The organism is Methylobacterium sp. HMF5984 (assembly GCF_045033435.1).
Lineage (GTDB): Bacteria > Pseudomonadota > Alphaproteobacteria > Rhizobiales > Beijerinckiaceae > Methylobacterium.
Window position 1 is genome coordinate 2,679,873 of sequence record NZ_JBJFLN010000001.1, and the last position, 25,287, is coordinate 2,705,159.

At 69.3% G+C, this 25,287-nt stretch carries 32 protein-coding genes; 17 read left to right on the plus strand and 15 right to left on the minus strand.

The genetic code is table 11. From position 1 onward, the window contains the following. Positions 1-96 precede the first annotated feature (96 nt). The 6 genes from ACFZ8E_RS12980 to ACFZ8E_RS13005 all read left to right on the plus strand — a co-directional run bounded on the left by ACFZ8E_RS12980 (position 97) and on the right by ACFZ8E_RS13005 (position 3,863). Entirely contained in the window at positions 97-357 is a 261-nt protein-coding gene (locus ACFZ8E_RS12980) for a hypothetical protein (protein WP_147859544.1), read from the plus strand. Positions 358-469: 112 nt separating this feature from the next. Next, entirely contained in the window at positions 470-877 is a 408-nt protein-coding gene (locus ACFZ8E_RS12985; protein ID WP_405042920.1) for a DUF2934 domain-containing protein, read from the plus strand. Between the two features lie 196 nt (positions 878-1,073). Next, a complete protein-coding gene (locus ACFZ8E_RS12990) occupies positions 1,074-2,390 on the plus strand; it encodes an AmpG family muropeptide MFS transporter (RefSeq protein WP_243986592.1) in 1,317 nt (438 codons plus the stop codon). 116 nt (positions 2,391-2,506) lie between these two features. Next, positions 2,507-2,797 (plus strand): hypothetical protein, encoded by a 291-nt coding sequence (locus ACFZ8E_RS12995; protein ID WP_405042921.1) that lies wholly within the window; start codon positions 2,507-2,509, stop codon positions 2,795-2,797. A 4-nt stretch (positions 2,798-2,801) separates the two neighbouring features. Then, positions 2,802-3,476: an HAD family hydrolase gene (locus ACFZ8E_RS13000; RefSeq protein WP_243986594.1), complete on the plus strand. Its 675-nt coding sequence runs from the start codon at positions 2,802-2,804 to the stop codon at positions 3,474-3,476. Positions 3,477-3,653: 177 nt separating this feature from the next. Further along, complete coding sequence (locus ACFZ8E_RS13005) at positions 3,654-3,863, plus strand: hypothetical protein (protein ID WP_147843412.1); 210 nt, start codon at positions 3,654-3,656, stop codon at positions 3,861-3,863. Between the two features lie 155 nt (positions 3,864-4,018). Here ACFZ8E_RS13005 and ACFZ8E_RS13010 read toward each other — a convergent pair whose 3' ends face one another. The 3 genes from ACFZ8E_RS13010 to ACFZ8E_RS13020 form a co-directional block, all read right to left on the minus strand. Beyond that, a complete protein-coding gene (locus ACFZ8E_RS13010) occupies positions 4,019-4,330 on the minus strand; it encodes a hypothetical protein (RefSeq protein WP_147843413.1) in 312 nt (103 codons plus the stop codon). A 127-nt stretch (positions 4,331-4,457) separates the two neighbouring features. After that, positions 4,458-4,838 (minus strand): DUF6481 family protein, encoded by a 381-nt coding sequence (locus ACFZ8E_RS13015; RefSeq protein ID WP_405042922.1) that lies wholly within the window; start codon positions 4,836-4,838, stop codon positions 4,458-4,460. Positions 4,839-5,149: 311 nt separating this feature from the next. Then, on the minus strand, positions 5,150-5,359 hold the full coding sequence (locus tag ACFZ8E_RS13020) for a cold-shock protein (protein ID WP_018043862.1): 210 nt from the start codon (positions 5,357-5,359) through the stop codon (positions 5,150-5,152). Between the two features lie 565 nt (positions 5,360-5,924). On the opposite strand from ACFZ8E_RS13020, the gene ACFZ8E_RS13025 reads away from it, so the two are divergent. Together ACFZ8E_RS13025 and ACFZ8E_RS13030 are read left to right on the plus strand one after the other, a co-directional pair. Further along, positions 5,925-7,847 carry an autotransporter assembly complex family protein gene (locus ACFZ8E_RS13025; RefSeq protein WP_147843414.1) on the plus strand — a complete coding sequence of 641 codons (1,923 nt, stop codon included), beginning with the start codon at positions 5,925-5,927 and terminating at the stop codon, positions 7,845-7,847. Continuing rightward, entirely contained in the window at positions 7,847-12,217 is a 4,371-nt protein-coding gene (locus tag ACFZ8E_RS13030; protein ID WP_405042923.1) for a translocation/assembly module TamB domain-containing protein, read from the plus strand. Before ACFZ8E_RS13025 ends, ACFZ8E_RS13030 begins: the two co-directional genes overlap by 1 nt. A gap of 13 nt (positions 12,218-12,230) precedes the next feature. On the opposite strand, the gene ACFZ8E_RS13035 is transcribed toward ACFZ8E_RS13030, so the two are convergent. Continuing rightward, on the minus strand, positions 12,231-12,614 hold the full coding sequence (locus tag ACFZ8E_RS13035; RefSeq protein ID WP_147726352.1) for a hypothetical protein: 384 nt from the start codon (positions 12,612-12,614) through the stop codon (positions 12,231-12,233). Positions 12,615-12,895: 281 nt separating this feature from the next. Then, positions 12,896-13,309 carry an EF-hand domain-containing protein gene (locus ACFZ8E_RS13040; RefSeq protein WP_147726351.1) on the minus strand — a complete coding sequence of 138 codons (414 nt, stop codon included), beginning with the start codon at positions 13,307-13,309 and terminating at the stop codon, positions 12,896-12,898. Between the two features lie 294 nt (positions 13,310-13,603). Between ACFZ8E_RS13040 and ACFZ8E_RS13045 the strand changes: the two genes are divergently transcribed. From ACFZ8E_RS13045 to ACFZ8E_RS13055, 3 genes are all read left to right on the plus strand, one after another. Beyond that, the gene (locus ACFZ8E_RS13045; RefSeq protein ID WP_243935683.1) at positions 13,604-14,104 is read left to right on the plus strand and encodes a peptide deformylase; all 501 of its coding nucleotides are present in this window, start codon (positions 13,604-13,606) and stop codon (positions 14,102-14,104) included. Positions 14,105-14,229: 125 nt separating this feature from the next. Then, on the plus strand, positions 14,230-14,652 hold the full coding sequence (locus tag ACFZ8E_RS13050; protein ID WP_147859539.1) for a hypothetical protein: 423 nt from the start codon (positions 14,230-14,232) through the stop codon (positions 14,650-14,652). A 159-nt stretch (positions 14,653-14,811) separates the two neighbouring features. Then, positions 14,812-14,985 carry a metallothionein gene (locus tag ACFZ8E_RS13055; RefSeq protein WP_147843076.1) on the plus strand — a complete coding sequence of 58 codons (174 nt, stop codon included), beginning with the start codon at positions 14,812-14,814 and terminating at the stop codon, positions 14,983-14,985. 21 nt (positions 14,986-15,006) lie between these two features. On the opposite strand, the gene ACFZ8E_RS13060 is transcribed toward ACFZ8E_RS13055, so the two are convergent. Both ACFZ8E_RS13060 and ACFZ8E_RS13065 read right to left on the minus strand, forming a co-directional pair. Then, positions 15,007-17,139 (minus strand): TonB-dependent receptor, encoded by a 2,133-nt coding sequence (locus ACFZ8E_RS13060; protein WP_405042924.1) that lies wholly within the window; start codon positions 17,137-17,139, stop codon positions 15,007-15,009. Positions 17,140-17,265: 126 nt separating this feature from the next. Next, complete coding sequence (locus ACFZ8E_RS13065; protein WP_147843074.1) at positions 17,266-18,198, minus strand: AEC family transporter; 933 nt, start codon at positions 18,196-18,198, stop codon at positions 17,266-17,268. A gap of 471 nt (positions 18,199-18,669) precedes the next feature. On the opposite strand from ACFZ8E_RS13065, the gene ACFZ8E_RS13070 reads away from it, so the two are divergent. Further along, on the plus strand, positions 18,670-18,843 hold the full coding sequence (locus ACFZ8E_RS13070) for a hypothetical protein (RefSeq protein ID WP_405042925.1): 174 nt from the start codon (positions 18,670-18,672) through the stop codon (positions 18,841-18,843). 143 nt (positions 18,844-18,986) lie between these two features. Here the strand turns inward: ACFZ8E_RS13070 and ACFZ8E_RS13075 are convergent, their stop codons facing one another. From ACFZ8E_RS13075 to ACFZ8E_RS13090, 4 genes are read right to left on the minus strand one after another with little or no spacing between them, the layout of a single operon-like run. Further along, entirely contained in the window at positions 18,987-19,178 is a 192-nt protein-coding gene (locus tag ACFZ8E_RS13075; RefSeq protein WP_405042926.1) for a hypothetical protein, read from the minus strand. Continuing rightward, positions 19,175-19,387 (minus strand): hypothetical protein, encoded by a 213-nt coding sequence (locus tag ACFZ8E_RS13080; protein ID WP_405042927.1) that lies wholly within the window; start codon positions 19,385-19,387, stop codon positions 19,175-19,177. The genes ACFZ8E_RS13075 and ACFZ8E_RS13080 overlap by 4 nt, the downstream gene beginning before the upstream one ends. Then, positions 19,384-19,740: a hypothetical protein gene (locus ACFZ8E_RS13085; protein ID WP_405042928.1), complete on the minus strand. Its 357-nt coding sequence runs from the start codon at positions 19,738-19,740 to the stop codon at positions 19,384-19,386. Before ACFZ8E_RS13085 ends, ACFZ8E_RS13080 begins: the two co-directional genes overlap by 4 nt. Then, on the minus strand, positions 19,737-20,015 hold the full coding sequence (locus tag ACFZ8E_RS13090) for a hypothetical protein (protein WP_405042929.1): 279 nt from the start codon (positions 20,013-20,015) through the stop codon (positions 19,737-19,739). Before ACFZ8E_RS13090 ends, ACFZ8E_RS13085 begins: the two co-directional genes overlap by 4 nt. Positions 20,016-20,133: 118 nt before the next feature. Here ACFZ8E_RS13090 and ACFZ8E_RS13095 point away from each other — a divergent pair, with 118 nt between their 5' ends. From ACFZ8E_RS13095 to ACFZ8E_RS13105, 3 genes are read left to right on the plus strand one after another with little or no spacing between them, the layout of a single operon-like run. After that, a complete protein-coding gene (locus ACFZ8E_RS13095; protein ID WP_405042930.1) occupies positions 20,134-20,460 on the plus strand; it encodes a hypothetical protein in 327 nt (108 codons plus the stop codon). 12 nt (positions 20,461-20,472) lie between these two features. Then, positions 20,473-20,967, plus strand: coding sequence for a hypothetical protein (locus tag ACFZ8E_RS13100; protein WP_405042931.1), 495 nt, complete (start codon positions 20,473-20,475; stop codon positions 20,965-20,967). Then, positions 20,964-21,248, plus strand: coding sequence for a hypothetical protein (locus ACFZ8E_RS13105; protein ID WP_405042932.1), 285 nt, complete (start codon positions 20,964-20,966; stop codon positions 21,246-21,248). The genes ACFZ8E_RS13100 and ACFZ8E_RS13105 overlap by 4 nt, the downstream gene beginning before the upstream one ends. 120 nt (positions 21,249-21,368) lie before the next feature. Here the strand turns inward: ACFZ8E_RS13105 and ACFZ8E_RS13110 are convergent, their stop codons facing one another. From ACFZ8E_RS13110 to ACFZ8E_RS13120, 3 genes are all read right to left on the minus strand, one after another. After that, the gene (locus ACFZ8E_RS13110) at positions 21,369-21,644 is read right to left on the minus strand and encodes a hypothetical protein (protein ID WP_405042933.1); all 276 of its coding nucleotides are present in this window, start codon (positions 21,642-21,644) and stop codon (positions 21,369-21,371) included. A 1-nt stretch (position 21,645) separates the two neighbouring features. Further along, a complete protein-coding gene (locus ACFZ8E_RS13115) occupies positions 21,646-22,695 on the minus strand; it encodes a hypothetical protein (protein WP_405042934.1) in 1,050 nt (349 codons plus the stop codon). Between the two features lie 128 nt (positions 22,696-22,823). Beyond that, complete coding sequence (locus ACFZ8E_RS13120) at positions 22,824-23,024, minus strand: hypothetical protein (protein WP_405042935.1); 201 nt, start codon at positions 23,022-23,024, stop codon at positions 22,824-22,826. A 21-nt stretch (positions 23,025-23,045) separates the two neighbouring features. On the opposite strand from ACFZ8E_RS13120, the gene ACFZ8E_RS13125 reads away from it, so the two are divergent. Continuing rightward, positions 23,046-24,397, plus strand: a protein-coding gene (locus ACFZ8E_RS13125; protein ID WP_405041759.1) for an IS3-like element ISMex16 family transposase whose coding sequence is annotated in 2 segments (ribosomal slippage) — positions 23,046-23,382 and positions 23,382-24,397 — 1,353 coding nt in all. Because the reading frame shifts where the segments join, the coding sequence is not laid out codon by codon here. Positions 24,398-24,535: 138 nt separating this feature from the next. Here the strand turns inward: ACFZ8E_RS13125 and ACFZ8E_RS13130 are convergent. Continuing rightward, positions 24,536-24,715, minus strand: coding sequence for a hypothetical protein (locus tag ACFZ8E_RS13130; protein ID WP_405042936.1), 180 nt, complete (start codon positions 24,713-24,715; stop codon positions 24,536-24,538). Positions 24,716-24,950: 235 nt separating this feature from the next. Between ACFZ8E_RS13130 and ACFZ8E_RS13135 the strand changes: the two genes are divergently transcribed. Beyond that, on the plus strand, positions 24,951-25,145 hold the full coding sequence (locus ACFZ8E_RS13135) for a hypothetical protein (protein ID WP_405042937.1): 195 nt from the start codon (positions 24,951-24,953) through the stop codon (positions 25,143-25,145). Positions 25,146-25,287 lie beyond the last annotated feature (142 nt).

The following is a 25,287-nucleotide window of genomic DNA, read 5'->3' on the forward strand; positions in this document are numbered from 1 at the left end:
TCTCGTCGGCCCGGATACGGCACCGGTGCCGCGCGGAGGGAGCCCGCGGCGCGCCGGTGCCGCTCGTCGCGCGCGCCTCGCCTGGAGTGTCAACGCATGTACGGTTCTTGGTTCAAGCTCGGGATGGACGCCACGATGCTGGCGTTCGAATCGCAGCAGGTGATCGGCATGCGGCTGATGATGCTCTCGGCGGGCGGGGCCGTCGGCCAGGCCGAGGCGCAGCGCATGGTCACCGAGAAGGTCGTGGCGGCGGGCGAAGCCGCGCTGATGATGGCGTCCGGCGCCTCGACCGCCAAGGTCATCGCCGGCTACCGGCGCAAGGTCCGGGCGAACGCGCTCCGCCTGTCGAAGCGCTGACGACCCCGCGCCGGCGCACGGATTCGCGCCGGCTTCGCACCGCAACACCCGTTAACCCTGCCTTAACCACCGGCTTTCATCGTTTCCCCGGGACAGCAACGGGAGACGAGACATGGACCTGATCGAGCACCGGGTGCGCGAGCGCGCCTACTACATCTGGGAGGACGAAGGCCGCATCCACGGCCGGGCGGACGCCCACTGGCTGCGCGCCGAAGCCGAGATCGCCGCGCCCGCGCCGATCCTGACGATCGAGGCCGTCGCCGAGACCAGCCTCGCCCCGAGCCCGGCCAAGACCCTGAAGCCCCGCGCCAGCCGCGCCAAGGCCATTGCGAAGCCCGCCGAGGCCGCCGCGAAGCCTGCCGCCAAGACAACTGCCAGCAAGACCGCTGCCGCCAAGCCGGCCCCGAAGGCCGCGGCGTCCAAGATCGCGGCCCCCAAGGCTCCGAAGGCGCTCGCGGCCGCCAGCCTCGCCGCCAAGCCGAAAGCCGCCCGCGCCACGACCGGCGCCAGCCTGCACTGAGCCGCCGCCGAGGCCTCGAAACTCGACCGCAAGAGCCCGCCCCTCGACCGAGGGGCGGGCTCTTGCCGTTTCGAGGACCCGCTCGGCCCCTTCCCGGATGCCCCCTTCCCGGATGGCCCCGGATGCGGGATACGCCGATCCTGCAGGCGCGAGGGACGGATCCCCGAATCTCCGTAAGCCAGGGGTTGTGGTTCGCATGCCAGACGCCGTGAGCGGGGCCGACGCGCCCGCATCCGCCAAGCCGTCGGTCCTGACCCACCTCGCGGATCGCCGCATCGTGGCGATGCTCGGGCTCGGCTTCAGCTCCGGGCTTCCGTTCCTGCTGGTCTACGTCACGCAGTCGGCGTGGCTGTCGGAGGCGAAGGTGCCGATCGGCATCCTCGGGCTGCTGAGCGAGCTGACGCTGGCCTACAAGTTCAAGTTCCTCTGGGCGCCGTTCCTCGACCGCTACGACGCCCCGATCCTCGGGCGCTGGCTCGGGCGGCGGCGCGGCTGGATCGTGGCGACGCAGCTCGGCGTGGCGCTGACGCTCGCCGGCATCGCCTTCGGCGACCCGGCCGACTTCCTCGCCTGGACGGTGGTGTTCTCGCTGGCGCTGGGATTCGCCGGCGCGACGCAGGACGTGGTGATCGACGGCTGGCGCATCACCGCGGCGGCGCCCGAGCGGCAGGCGCTGATGTCGTCCTTCGCCGAGGTCGGCTGGCGGGTCGGCAACCTCGCGGCGGGCGCCGGGGCGCTCTACCTCGCCGACGCCTACGGCTGGCGCGCCGCCTACCTGTGCATGGCCGTGCTGATGGCGCCCGGGATGATCGCGGCCCTGATCGCCCCCGAGCCGGAACCCGCCCGGCCCGCGACGCACGAGCGCGCCGGCTTCGTCGAGACCGTGGTCGCGCCGATCCGCGAGCTGGTGACGCGGCTCGGGCCGATGGCGGTGCCGATCCTCGTGATGGTCGCGGGCTTCCGCATGCCCGGCTACGTGTCGAGCGCGATGGCGATGCCGCTGTTCAAGAGCCTGCACTACTCCAACACCGACATCGCCACGGTGACCAAGCTGTTCGGCTTCGGCGTCGCGCTGGCCGGCACGTTCCTGGCGAGCTTCGTCGTGCCGCGGATCGGGATCCTCGCGAGCCTCGTCGCGGGCACCGTGTTCGGCTCGGCCTCGCACCTCGCGCTCGCCTACCTCGCGATCCACGGCGGTGACGGGGGAGCGGCGTTCTGGACCTTCGCGATCGCCGTCAGCGTCGACAGCTTCGCCTACGCCTTCGCCTCGATCGTGCTGATCACCTACATGTCGTCGCTGGCCGCGAGCGAGCACGCTGCCAGCCAGTACGCGCTGCTGACCTCGCTGTGCGCGCTCCCCGGCAGCCTGCTGGCCGGCGCCTCCGGCTTCATCATCGCCGATGTCGGCTTCGCCTGGTTCTTCGTCGGCACGGCGCTGATCGGCGTGCCGGTGGCGCTCCTGTGCGCCTATGTCTGGCACGTCCATCCGCGGACGGAGGCGCCGGCGGCGTGAGTCCGCGACGAGGGCCGTGGAACGGCGGCGAAGCTGTGCCGTTGTCCGACGAGAACCCTGCACCGGCCGGGATACGCGCGCGCCCCGCGCGCCGCCCTTTCCGACACGAGGACCCGATGACGCTCCGCACAGCCAGCCTTCTGCTCGCCCTGCTCGCCGTCCCGGCCGCCGCGCAGGCGCAGGTCTATCGCGACCGCGCGCCGGCTGGCCCGCTCGGCGAGACCGTGCCGATCACCGTCGGCGGCCGCGCGCCCTGGCAGCCGGCCTGGGCCTACGATTCCGGCGGCGACAACGACCGGCGGCCGGAGCTGCCCTATTACCAGCAGGGCCGCGGCCAGCAGACCGGCGGCCCCACGCGCAACCTGCTGCCCGACGACGGCCTGCGCCTCGTCCCGATCCCGCGCTGAGCCGATGAAAGCCGCGATCTTCGACATCGACGGGACGCTGCTCGACAGCGTCGACCTTCACGCGGAGGCCTGGGTCGAGGCCTTCCGCCATTTCGGCGTCGAGACCGACGTCGCCAAGGTCCGCAGCCAGATCGGCAAGGGCGGCGACGAGCTGATGCCGGTCTTCCTGTCGGAGGCGCAGCTGCGCGACCAGGGCGAGGCGATCGAGGCCTACCGCTCCGACCTGTTCAAGCGCGCCTACCGCGACCGGGTGAAGCCGTTCCCGGGCGTGCGCGCCCTGTTCGAGCGGATCCGCGCCGACGGCACGACGATCGCGCTGGCCTCCTCGGGCAAGCGCAGCGAGGTCGAGCACTACCAGGACGTGCTCGGCATCGCGGACCTCGTCGACGCGGCGACGAGCTCGGACGACGCCGAGCGCTCGAAGCCCCATCCCGACATCTTCGAGGCGGCGCTGAAGCGGCTCGAAGGCATCGACCCCGCCGAGATCGTGGTCCTGGGCGACACGCCCTACGATGCGCAGGCGGCCGGCAAGGCCGGGCTCGCCACCGTCGGCCTGCTGTGCGGCGGGTTCCCCGAAACCGACCTGAAGGCGGCCGGCTGCATCGCGATCTATCGCAGCCCGCAGCACCTGCTCGAAGACTTCGAATCCTCGCCGCTGGCAAAGCGCAAGACGATCTGACGTCGAATCCGGTGCGCGCCCGCAATTGTCCCCGCAATCCTGGCATGCGTGTGGCCCGGATGCGACGCGGTCTCGCGCCGGCTACGGACAACGCAGGATAAGACTGGCGCGGGTGGCGCGAAAGGCGTAGCCACCCCGCCGGAACTTCCTGGGATCCTTCTAAGGACGGGGCGGATCATGCGTCAGACGGCCGAGACCAGCGTACAGACCTGGAATCCCTGCAGCGACAGGCCTCTCCACGAGCGGATCGCGGAGGCGGTCCAGAGCCGCGCCACGCCGATCAGCCAGCTCCTGCGCCTGATGTCGGCCCTCGACGCCGAGGGCAACGCCAACGAGAACCTGCGGCTTCAGCTGCGTGCCCGCATCGGCGCGCCGCTCAGCGCCTGAGGCCGACGCGCCCCGATGGGGGCCCGGCGTCGACGACGGTCCCGGCGATGCGCCCGCCGCCGGGGTGAGCCGGAGCAGGACGGCTGCCGGCGCCTCCCCGCATCTCGGCGCGACGCATCGACCGACCCGCAGGCCGTCGTCCTGGCTTCAGCTCCTCAAGGCTGAACCCAGAGGCAGGCCGGTTCGCCCTTCACCGCAAGGCATTCGAACGGCGCGCCGCCGATCATCGCGCGGTGCTCGACCGCGCCGACGTCGGCGCGCCGGATCGCCTTGCAGCCGGGCCGGGTGCCGGCCTGGGCGAGGGCGGCGGCGCGGTCGGGGGCGGCGGTCGTAAGGAGGCGGAGCGACACGAGGGTATCGCAGGCCGCGACCCGATCGTCCGGCTGCGCGAGCGCGGGGGTGACGAGCATCGCGGCCAGCCCGATGCCGGCCCGGCACGCACGCCGTCGGAAATGCCGCTCGATCATGTTTCCCTCGGCGGTCTGCGGACAGGCGGGACGGCCGCGCGAGGCGCGAAGGTCCGGAAGAAACGGCAACGCCGTCCGCGGCGGGCGGACGGCGCTGTCTGGCGGCCGATGCGACGCAGCGTCCGCGTCAGCGCTTGGTCTTCACCTTGGCCTTGCGGGCGGCATAGCGGGCGTCGCGGAGTTCCTTCTTCGCGGCGAGCTCGGCGGCCTTGCGCTCCTGCAACGCCGCGGCCTCGGCGGCCTCGCGGGCGATCTGGGCGGCGAGCTCGGCCTCCTCGCGGGCGCGCTTCTCTTCCGCGGCCTGCTTCTCGGCGGCGATGCGGGCGGCTTCGCGCTCGCGGAGACGGGTCTCGCGGGCCTGGACGAGCCCGGCCCGGGCCTTGGCCTTGGCGATCATCTCGGGGTCGTCGGCCGGGGGGCGCGCCTTGAACTTGGCGAGCAGGGCAGCCTTGGCGGCTGCGGAATTCTGGCGGCGGTCGTCGAAATTGCGATAGTCGAATGCGCTCATCTGACCTTTCTCGTACGGTGTCTCACTTCGGGTTTCGGGAGCGTCCGCGACGGATCAATCCGCGGGACGGGGCCGGGGGAACGGGCCCTTCAGCAAATCAGATTCGGCAAGCCTGATTCCGCCTCGCGGCGAATCGAAAAAGCCAATGACCGACGGATGGGCGGCGTGCAACCTGAGCTGCATTCGGAAATCGCCGCGATGGGTGACAATCGTCGTCGCGCCGTCGCAAATCCAGGGACAGATGCGGATATGCCGCAGCGGGACGATCGACGCCCCCGGACCGCTCCGTCCGGAGGCGTCGCTGTCGCGGATCAGGCCGCCTGGAGGTTTCCGGCCGACTGCTTGCCGGTGCGCCGGTCGTTCTCGATCTCGTAGGAGAGCTTCTGGCCCTCGATCAGGTTGCGCATGCCGGCGCGCTCGACGGCGGAGATGTGGACGAACACGTCCTTGCCGCCGTCATCCGGCTGGATGAAGCCGTAACCCTTGGTCTCGTTGAACCATTTCACGGTGCCCGTGCTCATGGCGCCTACCTCCGTCGTATCGATGTGTTGAGCCTGCCGGCCCGAGCGGCTGTCCACGCGCGGGGGTGGGCGAAGCAGGTTGGATGTCGAGATGGAATGTCAGTCGAAGCGACGCCCTTGCAAGTGGCTAAAGGGACAGCGGGCGGAGCAACCCGGCGGCGGCCGGCAAGCATCGACGCACGCTGGAGTTAGGTCGCGGCCTGCCGTCTGACAAGAGTCCGGCCGACAGTCCCGCCGCCGCCCCCTGCGAAGGCCGCCGAAGGTTGCCGCAGCCGGCCCGGCCGTCTAGGTTCGGCCGGTGCGCGATGGGGTCCGGACGGAGGGTCCGGCGCCCGATCACCTCGGATCCGGCTCGGGCGGGGGACCACCGGCAGCGACCTTCCTTAAGGCCTGCTCCGGCATGATCGGCATCGCGACGAGGGGGGGACTTCGAGATGAGCGCGACGGAATTTCCGCACGCCGCGGACGTGCAGCGGACGGCCGGCCCCTGCGCGTGACGCGACGGAACCCGGATCGCGCCACCACCGTCCCGCGCGGCCGCAACGGCGCCTTCGCCGGCGCCGTCATGGCCGCCGGCCTGTCCCTGGCCGCCTCGCCGGCCGCGGCCTTCGACCTGTTCGGGTTGTTCGGCTCCGAGGAGGAGCCCCTGGCGCCGAGCGCCACCGCGCTGCCCTACGCGCTGAAGATCCAGGGCACCGACGACTCCGACCTGGAGAAGACGCTGGAGGACACCTCGACTCTCCACCGCCTGCGCCGCGAGCCGCCGCCGGACGGGGAAGGGCTGGTGCGCCGCGCCGAGGCCGACCTGCGGCGCCTGCCCGACGCGCTCTCCGGCTACGGCTACTACGCCGGCCGTGTCACCGTCCGGATCGAGGAGGTGGTGCTCGGCGGCGAGGCCTCGCTGATCGCCGCCGCGCGGGCGGCGGATGCCGAGCGCGCCCGCGCCCTGGTCCCGGTCCGCATCGCGGTCGATGCCGGGCCGCTCTACACCCTGCGCACCGTCACCGTGCGCGACCCGCAAGGCGCCGCCTTCCCCGAGGAGGTGCTGCCGAAGCGCTTCACCCGCGTCGACGACGAGACGCCGGCGCGCTCCAGCCTCGTGCTCGCCCGCGAGGCGAAGATCGTCGACCGCTTCCGCGAGCGCGGCCACCCCTTCGCCAAGGTGGTGTCGCGCGATCCCGTCGTGGACGACGCCGCCCACGTCATGGACGTGACCTTCACCGTCGATCCCGGCCCGCAGGCCGGCCTCGGCGCGGTCACGGTCCGCGGCACGAAGGACATCGACCCGGCGGTGGTGCGCTCCTTCATCGACGCGGAGCCGGGCGACCCGTACTCGCCGAAGGCGCTCACCGACATGCGCCGGGCGCTGGTGAAGGTCGAGGGTCTCGGCTCGGTGCGGGTGCGCGAGGGCGAGGCGCTGGATGCGCAGGGCAACCTGCCGATCTTCGTCGACGTGACCGAGCGCGACCGCAACCTGATCGGCGTCTCGGCCCGCTACTCCACCGTCGACGGCCCCGGCATCCGCGCGACCTACGCCAACCGCAACCTGTTCGGCGGCGGCGAGACGATCCGGCTCGACGCCGACCTGTTCTACCTCGGCAACGATCTCTACGCCACGCAGCGCAAGCTCGCCGGCATCGAGTCGAACGGGCTCGGCGGGCGGTTGTCGGCCACCTTCGTGAAGCCGGCCCTGTGGGGCACCCGCAACGACCTGATCGCCAACCTGTTCGCGGGTCGCGAGGCGCAGCAGAGCTACGTCGCGGACGCCGCCGGCGGGACGCTCGGCGTCCGCCACCGCTTCTCGGACACGTTCTACGCGCAGGTCGGCGTCGAGGGGCAGGCGGGCCGCGCCCAGGACGCGCTCGGCAAGGTCGATTACCGCCTGGTCGGCATCCCGGTCTCGGTGTCCTACGATTCGACCGACAACCTGCTGGACCCGACCAGGGGCGTCCGGCTGACGGCCTCGGCGACGCCCTATGCCGGCTTCCTCGGCTCCGATCCGTCGATCTTCGTCGCCAAGGCGCAGGGCTCGACCTACTACGCCCTGGACGAGGACGCGCGGTACATCCTCGCCGGCCGCCTCGGCTTCGGCTCGATCTCCGGCGCGAGCCTGGAGGACATCCCGGCCAACATCCGCTTCTTCGCCGGCGGCGGCGGCTCGGTGCGCGGCTTCCCCTATCGCACGCTCGGCCCGCGCGGGCCGTTCAACCTGCCGGTCGGCGGCCGAAGCCTGCTGGAAGCCTCGTTCGAGGCCCGGATCAAGGTCACCGACACGATCGGCGTGGTGCCGTTCTTCGATGCGGGCACGGCGTTCGCCGGCTCGCTCCCCGACTTCGACGAGCGCATCCGCACCGCGGTGGGCCTCGGGCTTCGCTACTACACCGGCATCGGCCCGATCCGCGTCGACGTCGCATTCCCCCTCGACCGGATCAAGGGCAACCACGAGCGCCCGGTCGCCCTCTACATCAGCCTCGGGCAGTCGTTCTGATGGGGATTCGGGATCGGTTCGCGCGCGTTCTCCCTCCCCCCGCAGGGGGGGGAGGGATCCGCGTCGCCGTCGCGATCCTGCTCGTCCTCGGCCTCGCCGCGCCCGCGGCCGTCACCCAGGCCGCCGACGAGGCCGAGAAGACCGTGCTCGGCGGGCTGCTGTCGCGCGCGCTCTCCACCCCGTCGTCGCGCGTCGCCATCGGCGCGGTCGACGGCGCCCTCTCGTCGGACGCCACGATCCGCGACGTGGCGATCAGCGACCGCGACGGGGTCTGGCTGAAGCTCGACCGGGCGCGCATCGTCTGGCGCCGCCTCGCGCTGCTCTCCGGCCGGCTCGAGGTCGACACCCTCGAGGTCGGCCGGCTCGACGTGCTGCGGCGCCCGGTGCCCTCCGCCGTCGCCGCGACGCCGGAGCCCGACGGCACCCTGCTGCCGGACCTGCCGGTCAAGGTCGAGATCAAGGACTTCTCGCTCGCCGAGCTCGTCCTCGGCGAAGGGCTCGCCGGGCAGCCGGCGCGGCTCTCGGCCAAGGGCCGGGCGAAGCTCGGCGCGCCGTCCGAAGGGCTCGACCTCGACGCGGCGGTGCAGCGCCAGGATGCCGGCGGCCGGTTCGGCCTCAAGCTGCTGTTCGTGCCGCAGGGCGAGCGCCTGGAGTTGAAGGCGACCCTGACCGAGCCGGCCGGCGGCCTGCTCTCCAGGGGCCTGAACATGCCCGGCGCCCCGCCTGTCGACCTCGACCTCGACGGCCGCGGGACGCTGGACGCCTGGAACGCCCGCCTCGACTTCTCCGCCGGCGAGACCATCGGCGCCCAGGGCGGCGCCCGGATCTCGCGAGTCGGGACCGAGCGGCGCCTCGCCCTCGACCTCGCCGCGCGCATCGAGGGCCTGCTTCCAGGCCCGGCCGCGGCGGTGTTCTCCGGCACGACCAAGCTCGACGGCGCCCTCGGGTTTTCCGATGGCGGCGCGCTCAGGATCGACCGGCTCGAGCTGACCTCGCGGACCGCCCGCCTCGACGCGCGCGGCACCCTGGACGCGGCGCGGAACGCCGATTTCACCCTCCAGGCCCGCGCCGTGCCGACCGAGGGCGGGGTGACCCGGGCCGCCGACAGCGAGCTCAAGACCCTGGTGTTCGACGGCAGCCTGAAAGGCCCGCTCGCCCGGCCGCACGTGGCGGGCAGCCTGAAGGCCGCCGGCCTGCGCACCCGGGACAGCGCCCTGGACCTCGTCGAAGCCCGGCTCGCGGCCGAGCCCGCCGCGGCCGACCGCTTCGACCTCAGCGCCGACGCCCGGGTCGAGGGGCTGACGCTGCCCGACCCCGCCCTGCGGCGGGCGCTCGGCGCACGCGCCGGCTTCGACTTCCGCGGGACCCTGGAGCCCGACAACGCGGTTTCGGTCTCGCGCCTGCACGTCGAGGCGCCGACGATGCGGGCGGACTATGCCGGCCGCGTCGGGCGCAACACGCTCACCGGCACGGTCGAAGCCGCGCTGTCAGACCTTTCGGCCTTCTCCGACCTCGCGGGCCGGCCGCTCGCCGGAAGGCTGTCGGGCACGGCCAAGCTCGGCGGCGATCCGGCGCGGAAGGCCGTGACCGCGGAGGTGGATGTCCGCACCGAGGCGCTGTCCCTCGGGCGACCGGCGCTCGACGGGCTGCTCGGGGCGGCCCCGCGCGTCACCGGGCGCCTGTCCCAGGTCTACGACGGCTACGCCTTCGACGGCGCGAAGCTCGAGGGCGCGGCCGTCGTCGCGCGCCTCGACGGCCGCGCCACCGCCCGGGTCGCCGACGCCAAGCTCGACGTCGACCTGAAGGACCTGTCCGCCCTCGACGACGCGCTCGCCGGGCGGGCCGGGCTGTCCGGGCGGCTCTCGGGGACCCTCGAGCATCCCGACCTGTTCGCCCTCGTCAGCGCATCCGAGGCCAGCGCCATGGGCCGCCCCGTGCGGGGCCTGAAGGTCGAGGCGACCCTCAAGGACCTGACCGGCGCGCTCGACGGCACGGTCGCCCTCGGCGGCACCGTCGGCGGCAAGCCGCTGCAGGGAGGGGCCCACCTCGCGCGCTCGGGGGCCGACTGGCGCCTCGACCGGCTCGGGCTCGGACTCGGCTCGGTGACCCTCGACGGCAGCGCCGCCCTCGACGCCGCGACCCGGCTGACGGAGGGCGCGGTCCGGCTCAAGGCGGCCGACCTCGACGACCTCACGCCGCTGGCGCTGACGCGGCTCGCCGGCCACCTCGACGCCGACATCGCGCTGTCCCGCGCGAGCGGCCGGCAGGACGCGACGATCCGCGCGACCGGCGCGCGCCTGCAGGCCGGCGCGATCGGCCTCGCCCGGCTCGACGCGGACCTGACGGGACAGGACCTTCTCGGGGCGCCGCGGATCGACGGGCGGGCCGAGGCCGACCGCATCGTCGCCGCCGACCAGATCCTCGACACGGTGCGCCTGACGGCGGCGGGCTCCCCGGCGGCGACCGATCTCGTGCTCAAGGCGCGCGCCCGCGGCTTCGACCTCGACGGCGCCGCCCGCCTCGTGCCGGGCCGCGGCTCGGACGCGGCCACCCGGATCGACCTGCTGCGCGTCTCCGCCGCGCGGGGCGCCGACCGGCTGGCGCTCGCGGGCCCTGCGACGGTGACCCTCGAAGGCGGCGGCGCGCGGATCGATAACCTGACGATCGCCGCGGGCGGCGGCCGCGTCACCGTCGCGGGCAAGGCCGGGCGCGACAACGACCTGACGATCGGCATCCGCGCTCTGCCGCTGGCGCTCGCGCGCATCGCCGCGCCCGGCCTGGCGCTGAGCGGCACCCTGGACGGCGAGGCCGCGATCCGGGGGCCGACGGATCGGCCGCAGGGGCACTACGCCCTCACCGTCGCCCGCCTCGTCACGCCGGAGACGCGCAAGGCCGGCCTGCCGCCGATCGAGGCCCGGGCGTCGGGCGACCTCGGCGACGGCCGGATCGGGCTCGACGGCCGCATCACCGCGGGGCCCGGCGTCGCGATGACCCTGTCCGGCTCGCTGCCGGCGGCGGCCGGCGGCAGCCTCGCGGTGAAGGCGCGGGGAACGCTCGACGCGGCGCTGGCCAACAGCCTGCTCAGCGTCGGCGGCCAGCGGGTCGGCGGGCGGGTGGCGATCGATGCGGGGGTGACGGGCACGCTCGCCGCACCGCGGGCGGAGGGCAGCGCGACGCTCTCGGGCGGCAGCTTCACCGACCCGCTCAACGGCATCCGGCTGACCAACATCGAGGGCCGCGCCACGGGGCGCGGCGACGCGGTCGTGCTGGAACGCCTCACCCTGGCGACCCGCAACGGCGGGACGCTGCGCGCCGACGGCCGCGTGGCGCTCGAGCCCCAGGCCGGGTTCCCGGGCACGATCCGCATCGCGGGCGAGCGCGCCGAGCTGATCTCGAGCCCGCTGATGACGGCGGTGGCGAGCCTGAACCTCGCGCTCTCCGGCCCGCTGTCGCGCACGCCGCGGATCGCCGGCCGCGTCGACGTGGTCTCGATCGACGTGTCGGTGCCCGACCGGCTGCCCGCGACGGTGCAGCCGCTGCCGGGCATCCGCCGGGTCAACACCCCGCCCGACATCCGCGCCCGGCTCGACGCCAAGGCCCTGCGCGGGGCGCAGGTGGCGGCCGTGGGAAGACGCGGCGCGCGCGGCAAGCCCGCCGTGCCGTTCGACGCCACCCTCGACGTCGCGGTGAGCGCTCCGAACCGCATCTTCGTGCGCGGGCGCGGCATCGACGCCGAGCTCGGCGGGAGCTTGCGCGTCACCGGCACCTCGCGCGACCCGAACGCGAACGGCGCGTTCGAGCTTCGGCGCGGGCGTCTCGCGGTGATCGGGCAGCGCCTCGACTTCACCCGCGGCCGCGTGACCTTCGGCGGCGCCATCGCGGCCCCCGACCTCGACTTCGTCGCCGAGACCAAGGCCACCGACATCACCGCCCGCATCGCGGTCTCGGGGCCGGCCGACAGCCCGGCCTTCGCAATCTCCTCGGACCCGAGCCTGCCGCAGGACGAGGTGCTGTCGCGGCTGCTGTTCAAGAAGGCGTCGGGCAGCCTGTCGCCGTTCCAGGCGCTGCAGCTGGCGCAGGCCGTGTCGCAGCTCTCGGGCGGGGCAGGGGGCGTCGACGTGTTCGAGGCGGCGCGCAAGGGCCTCGGGCTCGACAGCCTCGACGTCTCGACCGGGACCAGCGGCGGCCCGGCGCTCGGCGCCTCGCGCTACCTCAGCGATCGGCTCAGCGTCGGCATCAAGGCCGGCGCCAAGCCGGCCGACACGGGCGCGACCATCGACTACGACGTGACGCGCCGGGTGAAGATCCAGGGCGAGGCCGGCAGCGACGGCCGCACCAGCGTCGGCGTCGGCGCGGAATGGGAGTACTGAGCGCGCGACGCGCTCAGTGGCGGGCGAGGCCGGCCTGCTTCGGGCCGACGGCCTGGGCGAGGCGCCGGCCGACATGCAGCATTGCCCTCTCGATCAGGGCGAGCGTCGGCGGATCGTTGTCGAGCTTGGCGTACTCGTAGGCGACGATCAGGCCGTCGGCGATGCCTTCGAGCAGGCTGACGGTCTCGCTGGCCGCGTCGGCCAGTTGACGGAAAGGATCGCCGGACGTCCCCTCGGCGGCCCGAGCCTCCGCACTGTGAGCCTCGGCGACGTGAGCCGTGCAGCGGTCGAGGATCCCCTGCGACGCCTCGATCGTCTTGCGGGTCTCCTCGATGATCTCGCGCATCTCCGCGACGAGGGAAGGCTGGTCCGCGACCTTCGGGTGATCGATGCTCATGCTGATATTGCCCCCACGACGGAGCAAGCTTGCATCCTATGGTTGAGATGCGTCAACAGGATTCGCATGTCGCGCGACGTCGCACGGTCGGCCGCAAGGGTCCGGTGCCAAGGGGCCGGTGCCAAGGGGCCGGTGCAAGGGTCCGGTGGAGACGGGTGCAGGACGGGAAGCGGAACCGGACGTGCGTCAGGAAGCGTCCGAACGAAAACGAGCCGCGCCCGTTTCCGGGGCGGCTCGCAGGTGGCACAGCCGACGCGACCCCGCAGGGTCGCGCCCGAGGGTCACTTGATCAGCATCAGCAGGGCCTTGCCGGCGGGGGACTTCAGCTCCTTGGCGTCGAGCGTGCCGTCGTTGTCCGGGTCGGCGGCCTGGAAGCGGTCGGCGACGGCGGCGAGGTATTCCTTCTTGTCGATCGTGCCGTCGTTGTCCGGGTCGGCCTTCTTCAGGCCGGCGGCGCTCAGGCGGCCCTTCAGCTCCTTCTTGTCGAGGGTGCCGTCGGCATCCTTCTCGAGGCGATCGAAGGTCGCCGAGGCGGTCGCCTCGATCTCCTTCATGTCGACGGTGCCGTCGTTGTCGGTGTCGATCATCTTGACCGCCTGGGCGCCGGTCATCGGCTTGGCGAAGGCGACGGGGGCGGTCATGGTGGCCGAGGCCAGGACGAGAGCGGCGAAGGTGCTGGAAAGACGAAGGGTCATTGCCGAATTATCCCGAAATGTGTTGCGCGAACTTCCTACGCGTGACGATTGCACTGCACAAGCGATTTCTCTTGATCGATCGCTGAGGTTGCCCATGGCGCGTCCCACGCCGAAGGCGGGGCGAGCCCGGCGCGACATCCCTGCGGGCGCGGGCGCGAGCCCAACGCGCCATCGTCCGCGTCGTTGCGAAGGCTCGCCGAATCGCCATCGTCCCGACGGACGGTGCGCCCCGAACGGCCGACGCGGGGGCCGGCGTGCCGCCCGCCCCACCCTCCAGCGCGAGACCCCGATCCGATGGCAGCCCGTCCGCTGATCTTCTATCCCGACCCGCGGCTGGACGTGCCGTCCGACCCCGTGACGGCCTTCGATGCCGATCTCGGCGACCTCGCCCGGGACGTGACGGAGACCCTTGATTCGGCCGCGGCCGCCGGGTTGACCGCGGCGCATCTCGGCGTGCGGCGGCGCCTCGTCGTGCTGCGCCCGGAGCCGGGCGGGCCGGCCATGGTCTACGTCAACCCCGAGATCGTCGACCGCTCGCCCGAGCGCGTCACGGCGCGGGAGGGCAGCGTCTCGATGCCGGGCGTGTCCGAGCCGGTCGAGCGGGCGGCCACGATCCGGGTGCGGTTCCAGGATCTCGACGGCGTCGCGCAGGAGGAGGCGGCCGAGGGGTTTCGGGCCGCCTGCCTCCAGCACGAGATCGACCAGCTCGACGGCATCTTCTGGATCGCCCGCCTCTCGCGCCTGCGCCGGGAGCGGGCGGTGAAGCGCTTCGCCAAGCTGCGGGCGCAACCGTGAGCGCGATCCCGTCTCGAGGCCATCCGGCCTTGGGCCGCGCCGTGCCGGCCACGCCGGCTCGATCACGGAGGCTTGACGCCGTGACAGAGGCTTGGCCCGATGCCGGCCTGCGCTTAGGAGGAGGCATGCGTCTCGCGATCCTGCTCGCCACGTCCCTGTCCGCCCTGGCCGTATCCCGGCCCGTGCAAGCCCAGGCGCCGGGCAGGCCGGCCAAGCCGGCGCCGGCCGTGCAGGGGCCGGTCTCCGCACCGGTGATCGCGTGCCCGTCGCTGGCGAACTACCGTCTCCTGCGGCGGGAAGCGCCCGACGAGGCCGCCGCGCTCGCACGCCTGGGCGATGCCAGGGCCGACCACCTCGGCTGCACGGCGTTTCCGCGGGATCGGATCGCCGCGCTCGCCGAGCACGTCGCCCTCGGCGGCGCGCAGTACGATTGCCTGGCCCTGCAGGGCACCGCGATCTGCCAGTGGACGGCGACCGGCACCGTCGACCTGCCGGTGCCGGCCAAGTCGCAGCCGAAGCCGTCGGCCGCCGACAGGGGCCGACGCTGAGGCACCGTCCGGCGCGCGCGGCGGCGATGCCGGGGACGGCGCCGGGAGCGCGTTCGCGACCGGGCCCGGCTGCGCTCGCGTCCTGGACCGGATGCACGCGCCGGTTGTAACGTTCCGGTCCCGGCCGCATTCCGCGGCGCGGATCAGGACGCGAGACCGATGGCACCGACCGACTCCGAGACCGTCCCCTGCGCCTGCCCCGACTGCGTCTGCGAGGTCGCGCCGGGCCATGGCATCGCGCGCGCGGGCAAGACCTTCTGCTGCGAGGACTGCGCCGCCGGCCACCCGGACCATGCCGGCTGCGGCCATTCGGGCTGCGCCTGCCACGGCTGAGGCCGCGGGTTCCTGAGCCGGTCAGAACCGCGCGGTCAGGAAGATCCGGACGTTGCGCCCGGCGAGCAGGATCTCGTCCTTCTTGAACGAGGCCGAGTTGCGGATGCGGTCGTCGAGCAGGTTGCGGCCGGCAAGGCCGAGCGTCACCGCGCTCGCGCCGTAGACCGCCGGGTCGAGGGGCTTGGTGTAGCTCACCTCGGCGCGCAGGTCGTCGAAGCCGGGCGTCGTCGTCTCCAGCGGCGCGACCTCGGTGTGGGCGAAGGCGTGCAGCAGGAAGACGCGGGCGTACCAGCCGTCCGCCCGCACGAACGCGCCGCCGCCGACCCGGTGGGGCGGGATCCGCGGCACGTAGGTGTCGTCGTCGAACTGCGCGCGGACGAAGTCGTACTGCGCCTCGAGGCCGGCCCAGCCGTCGCCCACCGGGATCAGGTCGAGCTGCGCGCCGATCTCGGCACCGTAGAAGGTGGCGTTGCGCTGGGAGTAGACGATCTGCTGCAGCGCGTCGTCGGAGCCGCAGGAGGCGAAGTCGTCGCCGCAGCGGGTGCCGGTCTCGCGCTTGTAGATGAAGCCGGTGTAGCGGGTGTAGTAGCCCGTCGCGTCGAGGCGCAGCGGACCTTCCGCCCGGCGGATGCTGGCCTCGACGGTGCGCGCCCGCTCCTTCTTGAGGTCGGGATCGCCGATCTCGAAGGTCGCGGTCGCGTCGTGCGCCCCGCGCGAGTACAGCTCGAAGGCGGTGGGCGCGCGCTCGACGTAGGACCCGTTCAGGCTCGCGACGAAGCCGTAGGGCAGGTCCTGCAGGGCGCCGAAGCTGAGGCTCTTGGGGGCGAACTTGCGCCGCCGGCCGAAGGCGAGCGGATCCTCGCCCTTGACCGGCAGGTAGCTCCCCGGGAACTGCGTCGCCGTGCCGGTGGAGCGGTCGCCCTCGATCCGCCCGGCGGCCTGGAAGCGCAGGCCGTGGCCGACGTTCAGCTCCTCGAACAGGTAGACGGCGTTCGAGCGGGAATCGGTCGGTGCCAGCAGGGTGCCGGCCTCGCCCGAGGTCCCGATCTCGCGCCGCCCGGCCTGGAGCCCGAGCGCCCCGGTCAGCGTGCCGAGGGCGGTGAAGACCGGCACGTGCTGCAGCTCGACGCGGCCCTCGGCCTCGCGGTTCTTGAAGGTCGCCTGCACCCCGTCGAGCCCGTCCTCGCCGAGGCCGATCTCCTGGTGCTTGTAGACCGAGCCCCCGGCCCAGAACCGGATCACCTCGAACGGTCCCTCGAGCGGCCGAACTTCGCCGCGCGCCAGCACCCGGTCCTGGTTCGGGTTCAGGCGCGTGCGGCTCTCGGCCGCCTCGCCGCCGGGGATCTGGTAGAGCGCGTCGTAGTGGCTGTACGAGATCCCGACGAAGCCGCGTTCGCCGATCACCGACATGCCGACCGCGCCGCCCTGCGAGCGGTTGGCGGAGTTGGCCTGGATGCCGGCGGGCGTGTCGTAGCTGTCGGCGCCGGTCCGGAAGCCGTCGGCATGGGCCGCGACGTTCTCCGAGCCCGCATCGACGGTGCCGGCCACGAGCCGGCCGTTGTCGACGCTGGAATAGCCGGTGGTGACCTGGCCGGCATAGCCGCGCGGCGGGATGAAGGTCGGCACGCGGTTGTTCTCGGAGGAGACCACGCCGCCGATCGCCTGGCTGCCGTAGCGCAGGGTCGCGGGCCCGCGGATCACCTCGATCCGGTCGGAGACCAGCGGATTGATCGGCACGCCGTGGTCCTCGCCGAGCTCCGAGACGTCCTGGATGCCGACGCCGTTCTCCTGGATCCGCACCCGGCTGTTGTCGAGGCCGCGGATGATCGGCCGGCTGGCCGCGCCCGGCGCGTAGGTCGAGGCCGAGATGCCGGGCCGGTCCATCAGCGCGTCGCCGAGCGTGCGCGGCTGCTCGCGGGCGATCTGGTCGCGCGTCACCACCGTCACCGGCGAGAAGGTGTCGACGGCCACCGGCAGGATGCCCGCCGGCAGGCTCGCCTCGGGCGCCGCCTTCGGCCCGGGCTGGATCGGGCTCGCCGTGGTGACGCTGAGCTCGGACAGGGCGACCGCGTCCTGCGCCCGCGCCGCACCCGGCAGCAGGCTCAGGCTCAGTCCCAACAGCGTCGCCCGGAATCTCGCTTGCCCGCTTCGCATCACGCCTCGTCACATCATGTTATAATGTTTCATTATGCGGATGTAACACAATAACAAGACAGGAATCGAACCGTAGCGCCGCTCGCGCCCCGGGCGTTGCGGTGCGGCCACAGCCGTATCCCCCGGTCAGCGGATGGCGGCGAGGTAGCCCGAGACGGTGAGGATCGAGACGATCGTCGAGACCAGCACGACGTTCGAGGTCACGGCGGCCTCGCGCCGGTAGAACTCGGCGAGCATGAACGGCCCGGTCCCGGTCGGCAAAGCCGCCATCAGCACGGCGGTGTGCAGCAGCAGCGGCGGCAGGCCGAAGGCACGCGCGAGGCCGTAGGCCAGCAGCGGATGCGCCACGAGCTTGAGCCCGACGAGCAGGGCGGTCGCGGCGACCGGGCGTTCGTCCGACACCCTCGGGCGGGCGAGGAACAGGCCGAGCGCGACGAGCGCGCACGGGGCGGCCGAGCCGCCGAGCAGCTTCAGGAAGGTCTCGGCGGGAAGCGGCACGGCCGCGCCCGAGAGCGGGACCAGCGCGCCGAGGGCGGGCGCGATCAGCAGCGGGTTGCGCACGAGCGAGCGGGCGACCTTCAGGGCCAGGTCGGAGCGCCGCCCCTCGGCCTGAAGCCCGATCTCGATCAGGACGATGGCGAGCGCGAACACCACGCAGACGGTCATGATCGCGGCGATGGTGGTCGGCGCCAGCGCCGCCGGGCCGAGCGCCACCAGCGCCAGGGGAAAGCCCATGAACCCGGTGTTGGCGTAGGCCGCGTTGAGGCCGTCGATCGCCGCGTCCGCGAGCGGCAGCGGCCGGCGCAGGCGGAACGTCACGGTGGCGGCGAAGACGATCACGCTGCTCAGGCCGAACACCGCGATGAAGCCGGGCTGCCAGATCTCGGCGGCATGGGTGTGGGCGATCACGTCGAAGAGCAGCGCCGGCAGCGCCAGGTAGACGACGTAGCGGTTGAGCTCCGCCGTGGCGCCGTCGCCGAGCACGTCGAGCCGCCGCACCAGCCACCCCGCGAAGATCAGCGCGAAGATCGGCAGCACGACCATCAGGGTCGAGAACATCAGGAAAACCGCGTCCGGGACAGGTCCGTCGCGTCCTAGCCGCGACGGCCGTCCGCACCAAGGCGCGAGCCCCGTCCGGAGGGGCGCGTGGATCGATACGGGGGAGGGCGGTTGGCGGAAGCGGATGTCCGCCGAACTAGATGAATAACTCCTTTCTCTATCCATACTTAGCTCCTTCAACTTCAATCCTACCCACGGCTATATCCACGCTATCATCGAGAATTTGGCCGTTCGCCAGCGGACGACTGCGGACAATTTCGCGCCTTCAGTCTGCCAGACCGGCGCTCAGGACATCCGCTCGCCGCGGCATCGAACCGCCGCCTCGAACAAAGGGCCTAGGCCCGGCTTTCCCATGCGTCGGTCCGAGGATCGACCGTCCACGCCCCCATGCTCAGCTTCCCCGCGTTTCTGGGCGGGCGTGGACGACAGGTTCAGATCGCAACACGCGATCGGCCTCGGACGAGGTGCGTGATGACCCCACGGACGGTTGCGATCCTCTTCGGTGCCGGGGGTGCCTTGATCGGGCCTGCGGTGGCTAGGGCCTTCACCAGTGATCCGACGGATCAGCTCACGCTGTCGCTGATCATCGCCGGCTCGGTGGTGGTGACAATCTTGGTGTGCGGGCTTCGGTCCTGGGAGGATTGATCGAACCGGCGCGGCAATACGACCAATTGGTGATTTCAGGGAAACAACCGTCTGGTAAGTGTCGCCTGTCAGACCTCGGTCAGACCGTCCGCGCCCATTCTTGAGATGGGCCCCTTCCTGCTTCACCTTGGGCGCGGACGTCACTACTTACCGGGCGCTGTTCGGAACATGCTGTCGAGGCCGGCGCGGCGAGCCAAGCCCTCCGCGCGTCGCCGACGCGCCTCCGCCAGTTCGAGCGCAGCGTCCGACTCATCGGCTAGCCGTTCGGCTCGCGCGAGGTCGGCGACGGCCCATCGGATGTTCGCGATGGCGAGAGCGGCGAGGATGGCTTTCATCGCCTGTCCCCCTGCCGTGCGGCATCGAGGGCCGCCTCCCATTGTGCCGTCAGTTTTTTGCCGAGGTCCATGATGGCAGAGGCGACCGTGATTAACGGCTCCGACCCTTGCGCCTCCGCCAATGTGACGACGACTTGGCCCCAGCGCGCTACGTCGCGCACGTCAGGTTCAAGGTCGGCGATGGCCTCCCACGCGGACGGATTGCTCATCGGCGAGCCTCCCGCCAATCGCATCCGACCGTCGCTAGAACGACCGGGGCTCGCGCCATGGCCTCGGCGCCGACCCGCTGCCACCAGCCCTCGTTCCCGAACCGATCATCAAAATGGAACGTTGCGCCGGGACAGGTTTGCGGGATGTAATACCCCTCGCCGATCCCAGGATAGAGAGCGTTCTGCAAAGCCCTCTGTTCGTAGTGGAGCCACGCCGCATAGTTCTCGGCGCACGGGAGCGAGGTGGCTTCGGCCGCCTGTGTCGGCTTGCCAATGAGCGTCACGCCGCCGCCGATCAGCGGGAGCGAGACGAGGCCGCGGAGGAAGCCGCGGCGATCGGAGGGGGCGCTCATGCGAAGTGCCCCATGCGCGCCATGTTGAACCACATAAGCCCGTCGGCATCGCCAAGGCCTTGTTCGGCATGGTCGTGCTCGCGGTCGTCGTCTTCGAGGTCCGTGTCGCCTGCAAGTGCATCGAGCAAGGCGATATCCGCCTCGATGCGGTCGGCGACGCGCCTGCGCAGTGCCCCCAGCCGCAGCCGGTCAGCCTCAGTGAAGTGGCGATCCAAACCCTGCTGGATCGCCTCGATGGCATCGTGGGCGGCCTGGTTGGGATCGGCTGTCCGCATAGCGCGGAGGGCCAGCGTGACGGGGCCAGGCTGCCTGCCAGCCCCGCGGGGTAATAAGGCCGACGGAGCGCCAGCTAGGGGTAATAAGGGCGTGCGTGTGCTATGGGCGTGTTTAGCCATGAACAGCATCCTCCAGATGCGGTTGGTGGTCAGGGCCGGCAAGAGCACCACCTCTTGTCCGGCCCGACAGTTTCTGACACTATCAATCCAGTTGGGGTTGTCAATGTCAGAAATTGCGAAACCGAAAGTTGGGCGCCCCCGCGTAGACGCGATCCCCATCACGGTTCGGGCGCCACCAGCGCTCGTCACGCCCCTCGACGCATGGATCGCAGATCAGCCCGAGCCGAAGCCGTCACGTCCGGAGGCGATCCGACACGCGCTCACGGACTGGCTCACCGGCCAGGGCTACGTGCGGCATCGCGAAGATCCTGAAGGCGCGAACTGACGGAGACGACCGGTGGCTGTCATTCCAGGACCGGAGATCGAGTCGTCCCCGCTCAGCGGGGACATCGAGTGCGCCGACCACACTGTGCACGTGCATATCTATCGGTTCGCTGGGACCCAAGATGGATGGACCCTGAAGGTCATCGATCACGAGGGTTCGCCTATCGTGTTGCCCGAAGCCTTCGGGAGCGATGATGCTGCCTATCAGGCTTTCGAGGACGCTGTGATCAAGGATGGCCTCGGCTCATCCGTTGAAATGTCCGTCTTAAACCGCCGATCCGACGTAGAAGCCGGCGCAATCCACCCCGAGGAACACCCCCTGTCTGAACAGCAGAGCAAAGAGTGGAAGCAAGCGGACGCTGCTTTCGCCAGGCCGCAGAGCCAGCCCATCCCCATGCCTGCCGATGAGTCGCCAGCGGACGTAGCCGAGACGAAGATTGCCCGGCAGAAGGCTGCTCGCTTAGCCAGAGATGCCGAGCCACCGAAGCCGAAGGGTAGTCGGAAATGAGCGACACGCTGGATCCTGACCGCGCCGCCCGGGTGATTGCCGAGAACGTCTACGCAGCGTTCTGCCGCCAAGCGACGATGCCGGCGCATCCTCTTGAGGAGCAGACAGTCGTCACGCGGCTGGTTGAGGCAATCCGTCCGCAGATCGGTATCGGCTCCACGGGGGCAATCGTTGAAGCTGCCAACGCTACCTTGTCGGCCTGGGAGCAGCGCGATCCGGATGTCCGCGGTCCGCGCATCGTAGCGGTCAATCAGACCGACGGCTCGGTAACCTTAGGTTAATTGTTCGACACGCTCTTGCGGATCGATGGAATGGTAGGGCTACGTTCAGCACCGTCATGGCATTGGGGGGCGCCGCTAACTAAACTGACCTCTATTCTCTTTGTAAGCTAGCAAATATACTCATTGGGCATTTATATGTGCGTCATATTGTTTTTGATCAAGCGTACAATCAACGAGCTCCAGGAATAGTTTTTTATTTAATCCGACTTGTCTAGCCATTTTCCCAATCAAATCATCGCCAATGTTTTTATAAGAAGTCCCTCTACTCACTTTTGTTTTATACATCGTCTTCTTGCCGTCAAGATTATGGTAGATATAATACTCATGATCGCCGCCCCTACATTTAAATCCTTTTCTTTCTAAGGCATCGACTATTGCGACTCTCTCCCGCATCATCTTAAATTGCCTTGAACCGCTCGTTAAGGGCGCGCTTGACCATCTTTGCATCAGAAGCAAGAGCGTCATCTGCTTCCATGGCATAGTCGATCCACAGCATTTTTAGCTCATCTACCACGCTATCTCGAAGCTCACTATAAGTTTCGCTCCAAGCGTCTATGCCAAGCTTCGCGTCCTGAAATATAAATAATTTGTCTTCAAAATCGTACGAGGCTTGGATTTTGATAGGCCGATTTGTTACAACCCTATAAGCATCAACTTCAAACTGTGCAATTTCTTCGAATGGAGAGTCGATTTCAGTAATCTTATCCACCCGCTCAAACCCTACGATATCGCCCGTGCTGTTTACGTCCGGGATCCCATGGATTGAAAATCTGCGGCGCGCGTTAGACTGGACCATTTGCTCAGCCGCTGGTGGGTACCACACCCGAAAAGCACGTCCAGTTGAAGGCTGTAAAGTTATCTGTGATGTAGTAAAATCGATCGCCTTCAACTTTCCAGGGATGACCACAGAGCCTGCTCTAGGAGGCTTACCTGATCTAAGTTTTTCTATAACTAAACGAGCGCGATCCGCTGAAAAACTGAAAGGCCCGTGAGTTCCGGCGCGTACGGTTAATTGTATTTCGCTATCTGCAGGGGGCAGTAAGCCATAAGCTGCATCAGCGAAAAACCACCTTTCTCTATCATCTGGGATTGCTCCTTTGACTGCGTTTTCGTCGCCGCTATCAAATGCCTTCAAAGTGTTTAGAAGATGATGCCTAGCATTAATAGCTGCATTGGTAATTTCCCCCATCCCTGACACAACGTCAAATGCCTGAATATGGCTGCCAGCCTTAGGAGATCTGCAGACTATACTAAAATCACGTCGGACTCGGGCGCTTGGCTTAATTCTTTGTCCAAAAACGCGATTTTCTGATTTCATTCCTATTAAATGGACAAGCCTTTGCAGCGCGGTCAACGAGCTGATCACGAGATCGGCCGGAGCGCCGCCTGCTTGCTTGATGGGCCCCCCATCAAACTTCAGTTGGATGTCTTTGTGATCGTCGCTCACGGGTGCTCACGATCCTCTAGAGTCAGAGGACAAGATTGCTCATCTTAGGTTGCTGCTGGCTTAACGTTTTTAGAGGCAACCACAATGCATTCCGACCCTCCTTAGCGCATTTTCCGCGAAGGCCAGCCTTACGTCGCCGCCTCGGGCTGCGCAGGCGCGTTGCCCAGGTCGTAGAAGCCGTCGTTCTTCGTCGCGTCGCCCTTGCGCTGCTCCCAGGCCAGCGTGTTGATTAGGTAGAGCGTCGTCGCATGACGTGTGTCTCGATTGTCCGACGTCAGCACCTGTGGGACAGAATGAGGGTCTTCACGAACGGAGGATGGCTGGTTCATCGTAGCCCCTGAGGAGCGAAGATGAAGCAGACATCCGGACCGGCCAAGAAGCCGGCAGAAGCGGTGATCAAGGACATCCGTCGGGCCACACGTCGGCAGTTCTCGTCCGAGGAGAAGATCCGTGTGGTGCTGGAAGGCTTGCGTGGCGAGGACAGCATCGCGGAGTTGTGCCGACGTGAGGGGATTGCCGCCTCGATGTACTACGGCTGGTCCAAGGAGTTCCTGGAGGCTGGCAAGAAGCGCCTGTCCGGTGACACGTCTCGTGCGGCCACCACGGATGAGGTGCGGGATCTCCGTCGCGAAGCGGGGGCGCTGAAGGAGGTCGTAGCTGATCTCGTCCTGGAGAACCGTTTGCTTAAAAAAAGCATGAGCGGGGCTGGGGGCGACGAGGCATGAGGTACCCGGCCCCCGAGAAGCTGGAGATCATCCGGCTGGTCGAGCAATCCCACCTGCCGGTGCGTGCCACCCTGGACAAGCTCGGCATCACGCGCTCGACGTTCTACCGCTGGTACGACGCCTACCAGCGCGGCGGCCCCGAGGCGTTGAATGACCATCCTTCGCAGCCGAGCCGGGTCTGGAACCGTCTACCTGCAGAGATCCGCGAGCAGATCGTTGCCTTGGCTCTGGAGCAGCCTGAACTCAGTCCGCGTGAGCTGGCGGTGCGCTTCACCGACGAGCGGCGCTACTTCGTCTCGGAAGCGACCGTCTACCGGTTGCTCAAGTCTCAGAACCTGATCACCAGCCCGGCCTATATCGTCATCAAGGCCGCCGACGAGTTCCGCGATAAAACCACCGCGCCCAACCAGCTTTGGCAGACGGACTTCACCTACTTGAAGGTCGTTGGCTGGGGCTGGTACTACCTGTCGACGGTCCTGGACGACTTCTCACGCTACATCGTCGCCTGGAAGCTGTGCACGACGATGCAGGCCAGCGACGTCACCGCCACGCTCGACCTGGCGCTGGGTGCGGCTGGGCTCGATCAGGCGCGGGTGATGCCGCGGCCACGCCTGCTCTCCGACAACGGTCCAAGCTACGTCGCCAGCGACCTGGCTGACTGGCTCGGCATTCGGGGCATGACCCACATCCGCGGTGCGCCATGCCATCCGCAAACGCAGGGCAAGATCGAGCGTTGGCATCAGACACTCAAGAACCGCATCCTGCTCGAACACGCGTACTTGCCCGGCGAGTTGGAGACGCAGGTTGCCGACTTCGTCGAACACTACAACCATGCCCGAGCCCATGAGAGCCTGAGCAACCTCACGCCCGCCGACGTCTACTTCGGACGCGGCGAAGGGATCCTGGCCGAGCGGGAACGCATCAAGCGCCAGACCCTGATGGATCGCCGCTTGCGCCACCACGCGCAGGCTGCCTAACCTCTTACCCCAGATGAACCAGAGCCTCCGCTCCTGAACACCGCTGAATGTCCCAAATCATCTGACGACGGACATGTCTCGATGCGGTTGCAGCACAGCTCGACGACTCTATCACTGCGGCTGTCCTGCCGAGGCCTACTACCGTCGACGGTTTCGCTGTTCGTCCGCCACGGCCTCAACCGCTGCAATCGCATTCTCAAGCTCGGCGATCCGCTTCAGCGTGCTGTCGGCTGGCATATTGTCGTACTGCGCCGCTTCCATGATGAGGTCGCGTTGACGAGCTTTGAGGCGGTCTAGAAGGGCGTCGAGCTTTTCCATGGCGCGCTGTAGCGGCGAGCGGCTGTCTCGACAACCGAACCTCGGCGGGCAGTCAGGCCGACCAGCAAGATCCCCTCGGCATGCCAGGCCCAATCAGACGAACGATCAATTGAGGAGGCCAGCAGCCATCGAAGCTGCGGTCACGGAAGAGATCTGTGCAACTTGAACGTTTTTAAGGGTCAGTGAGTTTAGGGCACCGAAGCGTCTTAGCATTAAAGCAAGATGCCGTGTGCCGATGGTCAAAGCCATGAGCCCTGAATTTGAAGGCTTGTTCGAGCCCGATGAGGCTACGCCGCTGGAGCGCCTTCGTGAACGCTTAGCGACGTGGGCGGCGCTTGCACTGCTCATGGCGTTCTTCTTTGTCACCATCGCCTTGTGGGGCTATGCGGCGTGGTGGGCCATGATGAAGTTGATCGGCCTATTCGCCTGACACGCCAGCTTCTGGTGCCTCATGGCACCAAGCCGCGAACTCGACGACGCCAGCAAGCCAAACGGTGCTGAGCAGGATCGCGGTGTTGAATGTAAGATGCATTCCCGCATCCACCCCCATTTTCGTTAAGGAAGCTGTGGCC

Coding starts and splice junctions, on each gene's coding strand:
- ACFZ8E_RS12980 (WP_147859544.1), top strand. CDS start 97: ATGTACGGTTCTTGGTTCAAGCTCGGGATGGACGCCACGATGCTGGCG.
- ACFZ8E_RS12985 (WP_405042920.1), top strand. CDS start 470: ATGGACCTGATCGAGCACCGGGTGCGCGAGCGCGCCTACTACATCTGG.
- ACFZ8E_RS12990 (WP_243986592.1), top strand. CDS start 1,074: ATGCCAGACGCCGTGAGCGGGGCCGACGCGCCCGCATCCGCCAAGCCG.
- ACFZ8E_RS12995 (WP_405042921.1), top strand. CDS start 2,507: ATGACGCTCCGCACAGCCAGCCTTCTGCTCGCCCTGCTCGCCGTCCCG.
- ACFZ8E_RS13000 (WP_243986594.1), top strand. CDS start 2,802: ATGAAAGCCGCGATCTTCGACATCGACGGGACGCTGCTCGACAGCGTC.
- ACFZ8E_RS13005 (WP_147843412.1), top strand. CDS start 3,654: ATGCGTCAGACGGCCGAGACCAGCGTACAGACCTGGAATCCCTGCAGC.
- ACFZ8E_RS13010 (WP_147843413.1), bottom strand. CDS start 4,330: ATGATCGAGCGGCATTTCCGACGGCGTGCGTGCCGGGCCGGCATCGGG.
- ACFZ8E_RS13015 (WP_405042922.1), bottom strand. CDS start 4,838: ATGAGCGCATTCGACTATCGCAATTTCGACGACCGCCGCCAGAATTCC.
- ACFZ8E_RS13020 (WP_018043862.1), bottom strand. CDS start 5,359: ATGAGCACGGGCACCGTGAAATGGTTCAACGAGACCAAGGGTTACGGC.
- ACFZ8E_RS13025 (WP_147843414.1), top strand. CDS start 5,925: ATGGCCGCCGGCCTGTCCCTGGCCGCCTCGCCGGCCGCGGCCTTCGAC.
- ACFZ8E_RS13030 (WP_405042923.1), top strand. CDS start 7,847: ATGGGGATTCGGGATCGGTTCGCGCGCGTTCTCCCTCCCCCCGCAGGG.
- ACFZ8E_RS13035 (WP_147726352.1), bottom strand. CDS start 12,614: ATGAGCATCGATCACCCGAAGGTCGCGGACCAGCCTTCCCTCGTCGCG.
- ACFZ8E_RS13040 (WP_147726351.1), bottom strand. CDS start 13,309: ATGACCCTTCGTCTTTCCAGCACCTTCGCCGCTCTCGTCCTGGCCTCG.
- ACFZ8E_RS13045 (WP_243935683.1), top strand. CDS start 13,604: ATGGCAGCCCGTCCGCTGATCTTCTATCCCGACCCGCGGCTGGACGTG.
- ACFZ8E_RS13050 (WP_147859539.1), top strand. CDS start 14,230: ATGCGTCTCGCGATCCTGCTCGCCACGTCCCTGTCCGCCCTGGCCGTA.
- ACFZ8E_RS13055 (WP_147843076.1), top strand. CDS start 14,812: ATGGCACCGACCGACTCCGAGACCGTCCCCTGCGCCTGCCCCGACTGC.
- ACFZ8E_RS13060 (WP_405042924.1), bottom strand. CDS start 17,139: ATGCGAAGCGGGCAAGCGAGATTCCGGGCGACGCTGTTGGGACTGAGC.
- ACFZ8E_RS13065 (WP_147843074.1), bottom strand. CDS start 18,198: ATGTTCTCGACCCTGATGGTCGTGCTGCCGATCTTCGCGCTGATCTTC.
- ACFZ8E_RS13070 (WP_405042925.1), top strand. CDS start 18,670: ATGACCCCACGGACGGTTGCGATCCTCTTCGGTGCCGGGGGTGCCTTG.
- ACFZ8E_RS13075 (WP_405042926.1), bottom strand. CDS start 19,178: ATGAAAGCCATCCTCGCCGCTCTCGCCATCGCGAACATCCGATGGGCC.
- ACFZ8E_RS13080 (WP_405042927.1), bottom strand. CDS start 19,387: ATGAGCAATCCGTCCGCGTGGGAGGCCATCGCCGACCTTGAACCTGAC.
- ACFZ8E_RS13085 (WP_405042928.1), bottom strand. CDS start 19,740: ATGAGCGCCCCCTCCGATCGCCGCGGCTTCCTCCGCGGCCTCGTCTCG.
- ACFZ8E_RS13090 (WP_405042929.1), bottom strand. CDS start 20,015: ATGCGGACAGCCGATCCCAACCAGGCCGCCCACGATGCCATCGAGGCG.
- ACFZ8E_RS13095 (WP_405042930.1), top strand. CDS start 20,134: ATGAACAGCATCCTCCAGATGCGGTTGGTGGTCAGGGCCGGCAAGAGC.
- ACFZ8E_RS13105 (WP_405042932.1), top strand. CDS start 20,964: ATGAGCGACACGCTGGATCCTGACCGCGCCGCCCGGGTGATTGCCGAG.
- ACFZ8E_RS13110 (WP_405042933.1), bottom strand. CDS start 21,644: ATGATGCGGGAGAGAGTCGCAATAGTCGATGCCTTAGAAAGAAAAGGA.
- ACFZ8E_RS13120 (WP_405042935.1), bottom strand. CDS start 23,024: ATGAACCAGCCATCCTCCGTTCGTGAAGACCCTCATTCTGTCCCACAG.
- ACFZ8E_RS13130 (WP_405042936.1), bottom strand. CDS start 24,715: ATGGAAAAGCTCGACGCCCTTCTAGACCGCCTCAAAGCTCGTCAACGC.
- ACFZ8E_RS13135 (WP_405042937.1), top strand. CDS start 24,951: ATGGTCAAAGCCATGAGCCCTGAATTTGAAGGCTTGTTCGAGCCCGAT.